Genomic DNA, 4,377 nt, shown 5'->3' on the forward strand with positions numbered 1-4,377 from the left:
CCGTTAAGTTTGGGTTGCTTGCCAGGTGCTTTACGGCTGCGAAGAGCATCAATGCCGCCTTCTCGGTATTTCGCAATCCATTGATAGATAACGGTTCTCGTAAATCCAAGGGCCTTTATGACAGTTTCGGGGCTCTCTCCAGCTTCCACACGCTGTACAGCCCGTATGCGGATGGCTTCAAGGCCTTTGCGGTCAATTTTTCTTCCATCATCAGTTTCCATGCCCGGAGTATAACACATGTCTACTGATCAATGAACTGATTAATACTCGTTTGCCGGATGAACCCAAATTTCAACGCTGAATGACATCCGTGGACCTTATGGATAAGGACTTTGGTGAGAGGGGAGACTTTTTCCTTATTTGCTTCTTGTCTGTCGTTGGGTGGCATGGCTCATCAATAGTCAAAGGTTAAGCGTCAAAAGGACGAAGACGTACTGAGTCTTCGGCTACCTCATACACAGCTTTCTCTCTCCAAATCGACTAAGCTCATTGCAATTACTGGATATAATATGTTAGGGAATAAATGAAAAGTGGATAATTAACTGATTTAACATATTTTGTATCCTACAACGTAGGATAAAGGTTCAGGAGATGAGTACTCCCCCAAAACAGATCTCAACTACAGCCCTATCGAAAAAGTTCAATCTTTCTACCAAAGACATGTTTCTCAAACTCACCAATCTCGGGCTTATTGAGAAGAAGGGTGAGGTCTGGGATCTGACCCAGGAAGGCGTAAAACGCGGCGGTAAGTTCATCGAGCATAAAAAATTTGGCAAGTACATCTCTTGGCCTGAAAATATCAAACTCGATATAGACGAGGGGGTAAAACTCATCTCCTCAACCGGCATAGGCAAGAAGTATGGCCTGTCAGCAATTAAGATCAACTTCATCCTTTCTGAGCTCGGCTGGGTATACAAGGGTCTGAAAGGGTGGATCACTACACCCCAGGGTGTCAAACAGGGCGCTGTCCATGACGAGGATAAGAGAACTGGTGTTCCTTATGTCCGATGGCCTGATTCGATTCTCGATAACAAGATACTCAAAAATTCGATCGATCAGTTCAGTGGTACTGAGAATGCAGATGAAAAATCTGTTCAAGATGATACGCAGAAAGAAGAGATCGGGTTCAGAGAAAAGTTTGAGGCTAAGCACAGATCTACCGATGGCCACGTCGTCAGATCAAAAGCTGAGATGCTGATCGACAACTGGTTGTATATGGCTGAGATCGTCCATGCGTATGAACGTAAGCTGCCGATCGAGGAGGATGTGTACTCTGACTTCTATATTCCTACGGGTAAGGTCTACATTGAATATTGGGGATATGAGGATGATCCGAGGTATTTGAAAAGGAAAGCAGCGAAGCAGGAGATTTACGAGAAGTATGGATTTAATTTGATTGAGTTAAGTGATGAGCATGTGCAGAATCTGGATGATTATTTGCCTAGGTTGTTGTTGAAGCATGGGATCCAGGCTTACTGAGGATAGTTTTAACAATTACCTAGTATTGCAGGGCAATTCCAGATTGAGTAAGACACTCAGCTCATCTGACTCTGACATACGTCGGTACAACTAAAATAGCTGGCACCGGAACCTTGAGAATAAAGGAAGCATAATATGATTTCTGGTGGTGTTACCCAGAAAAGCAACTCTAACAACTTGGATTAATCAAAACAGTCTATTTGCCTGAATTTTGGTGTTATTTATTAATATGAGGGGCTGAGTAAAGAAAAAACGGTAGGTGGAATTCCACTTCATTCAGTCTTCCTGGTAATTACTTGTTAGCCATAAAGCATTCAATTTAGCACAAAATTAAATTATAAAAAATGTCAGATTCAACAAGCAAGAAAAATCCATTTGCTGACGTTCTTGCATATTTCAACGAAGATTCTAAATCGAGCAAATATGCGAGAAACTTTGACGAATTTAAGGAATCTAATATTTCATCACAGCCGTCCGTTGGGAAGGGTATTGAAGGTATTAGAGACTTGCTGCAAAAGGTCATTTATGAACAAACATTTTTCAATTTATTAACTGCAGCAAAGCTAAAGTACATTTTTAATGGTGCTAGTAATTGTTTTACATCCGATAATGTTATTGGTTTAGCAATTTTTTCTCGCTCGACACTAGAACACACGGCAGCTTATGCCCATGTTATTAATAAATTAGAATTTACAATTGATAAATTAACTGGACAGACTAATCAAAATGTAACTGAAAAATTATTAAATGACCTTAGTTTAAATTATCATATTTCGTATTATGGAACCGGTAACAGAAACGAGAAAAAGCACAATTCAAAAAAGCCCATTCATATTCATGATGCAATTAAAACCCTTGATAGTTGTTTTGGGAAAATAGACACCTCAAATGAGGTTGACAACACAAACTCACCACATCATAGTTTTCTATTTCAAGAAGCATTTACAAAAGATGAAGCTATTGAAAGATTTGGAATACCGATTGACCCTTTCCCAAAATCACACATAGTGAAAGCTGATTACGATTTTCTCTGTGATTTCGTACACCCCAACTATGGAAGCAACTTCCTTGTCACATCTGGTAATCTAGCAGAGGGACTCATCGACAGTCCCAATGAACATGTTCGGAACCTAAATATTTTATTTGTAAAAAAATGCCTTAGATATTGGCTCTATTACAAAGAACTAGGGCTTATCGATGCTAGAGCAAATTTAAAACTTAATAGCTGGTTGCAAAGATCTCAAAAAAGAGGAGCTAAAGCTTCTCGAATTTTCTCCAAGAAACTTCCAAAATATCATGGTGACGGGAACTCTATAGATTCGCCATATTCATTTCCAACAGCAAGAGATAAAATTGAAGAATTTGAAATGTTCAAAATTCTTCTCAAGGATTTAAAAGGAAAAGATTACAAACAATCTGTTGCTAAAATGGTCGAAGATTACATTATAGATAAAATTGAATTAGATAATGGTAAAATAATATTTGTTAAATTCTCCAAAGCAATGTTTTAGTGAGATTGATTAATTAATAATTGGCTATCAAACGGGTCAACGCGGACTCGCTGAAACTCGCCGGTTACCCTATACGTTATGCACACAAAAATATATGATATTTGATTATGGTGGTGCTCTAAAAAAACTGGAAAATGAATTGAATGGCTTGAAAATCCATTCATTAAATTTTATAGATTATGAGTTGTTTGCAAAAGGTGAAAATTACCTAATAGAGCATATAGGCTTATCCGTTAAAAATATTATTAGATACAAAGTAAAAGGGCAACCTTATGGTTCAAACCATGGAGGTGCTGCTAATAGCAATATCCTAGGATGTACAGTTACTATCAAATTAGATAATCTGATAGAGCAAGTAATTTTCGTTCAGAAAGGACCTCCTCGTGAAAGCAAAGAATCTGATGAAGAATACAACTATGTGAAAAGTGCATGCAATCTGTGTGCATTGGCCCATGAACTTGGCCACGTTGAAGATATACTCAGGGGTGCTAAAGGTAATTTTCAATTAAAGCCTGAGCCGAGTGTAAATTTACTGGAAGCAGAAATTTATGCACACTCCTATTGTTTGAATTATTTACATTCTGTAAAAGCAAACACTGCCAGAAATATGGTAGCAAAAGGAATATCAAAAGCTGCTGTTGCAGGTAAAGTATTTCAAAAAAGTGTTTTAACTGGTGTCTATAATAATATTGGCAAAGGTCGTGTTAAGAAATGGATGAAATAGATGCATAACAAAACGTTTCTACGGAAGCAGCAAAAAAACGCTGATCCCGCAGGACTCAACGTTAGCATTCTACAAAAAAATGAGGTTCATCCGGCAAACGAGTACCTGGTCCGATGCAAATGATAGAGTCGTAGTTTGAAATATTCCATGTCTCGAAAGCCGTAAACTTGCCGTTTAAGCGTCTTGATTTTGTTGTTGATCCCCTCTACCGCCGCATTGGTGATATGATGCTTAAAATAGTTGAGGATTTGTTCTTTGAACCTATTGATGGTCAACCCTAGTCGAATGAACGGCTTGATACCTGATGTAAGGGCATCATGGCTGTCAATCAGTGTTGAAAATTGCCCCCCAATCGGCGTCCAAGGTTGACCCCATTGGCTTAAATAGCTTTTACGCTTATGGTCTCTTAATTATCTAATATGAGAGACTTTACAAAACAAAAGATATTCAGTCCTTCATCCCGCAAAGGGGTCAATATTCAAAGCGGAATAGAGTCAAATTTCAACGCTGAATGACATCCAAATGACACGTCGGCGTTTAAAGTTGTGTTTCTGGCTATCCAGAAAGCTTCTGAAAGATGGACCATGCCTATTCGGAACTGGAAACCGGCTATGAACCGCTTTCTCATTGAATATGAAGATAGATTCTCTGAAATCTGAAAAA

General features: G+C 38.6%; 5 protein-coding genes and 1 pseudogene. 4 read left to right on the forward strand and 2 right to left on the reverse strand.

The features are described from left to right. Positions 1 to 221 (reverse strand): helix-turn-helix domain-containing protein (locus tag BLQ17_RS21685; protein ID WP_176761396.1); only part of this gene is annotated, 221 nt, incomplete at its 3' end. Between the two features lie 370 nt (positions 222 to 591). Between BLQ17_RS21685 and BLQ17_RS21690 the strand changes: the two genes are divergently transcribed. The 3 genes from BLQ17_RS21690 to BLQ17_RS21700 all read left to right on the forward strand — a co-directional run bounded on the left by BLQ17_RS21690 (position 592) and on the right by BLQ17_RS21700 (position 3,714). Continuing rightward, entirely contained in the window at positions 592 to 1,479 is an 888-nt protein-coding gene (locus tag BLQ17_RS21690; RefSeq protein ID WP_176761397.1) for a glycerol kinase, read from the forward strand. A gap of 344 nt (positions 1,480 to 1,823) precedes the next feature. Continuing rightward, positions 1,824 to 2,990: a hypothetical protein gene (locus BLQ17_RS21695; protein ID WP_092226333.1), complete on the forward strand. Its 1,167-nt coding sequence runs from the start codon at positions 1,824 to 1,826 to the stop codon at positions 2,988 to 2,990. A 94-nt stretch (positions 2,991 to 3,084) separates the two neighbouring features. After that, positions 3,085 to 3,714 (forward strand): hypothetical protein, encoded by a 630-nt coding sequence (locus BLQ17_RS21700; protein WP_092226335.1) that lies wholly within the window; start codon positions 3,085 to 3,087, stop codon positions 3,712 to 3,714. A gap of 86 nt (positions 3,715 to 3,800) precedes the next feature. On the opposite strand, the gene BLQ17_RS23610 is transcribed toward BLQ17_RS21700, so the two are convergent. After that, positions 3,801 to 4,067, reverse strand: a complete 267-nt coding sequence (locus BLQ17_RS23610) for a transposase (RefSeq protein WP_092226337.1) — start codon at positions 4,065 to 4,067, stop codon at positions 3,801 to 3,803. A gap of 165 nt (positions 4,068 to 4,232) precedes the next feature. Between BLQ17_RS23610 and BLQ17_RS23875 the strand changes: the two are divergent. After that, positions 4,233 to 4,373, forward strand: a pseudogene (locus tag BLQ17_RS23875) (IS256 family transposase); the annotation flags it as partial. Positions 4,374 to 4,377: the final 4 nt, after the last annotated feature.

The organism is Desulforhopalus singaporensis (assembly GCF_900104445.1).
Taxonomy (GTDB): domain Bacteria; phylum Desulfobacterota; class Desulfobulbia; order Desulfobulbales; family Desulfocapsaceae; genus Desulforhopalus_A; species Desulforhopalus_A singaporensis.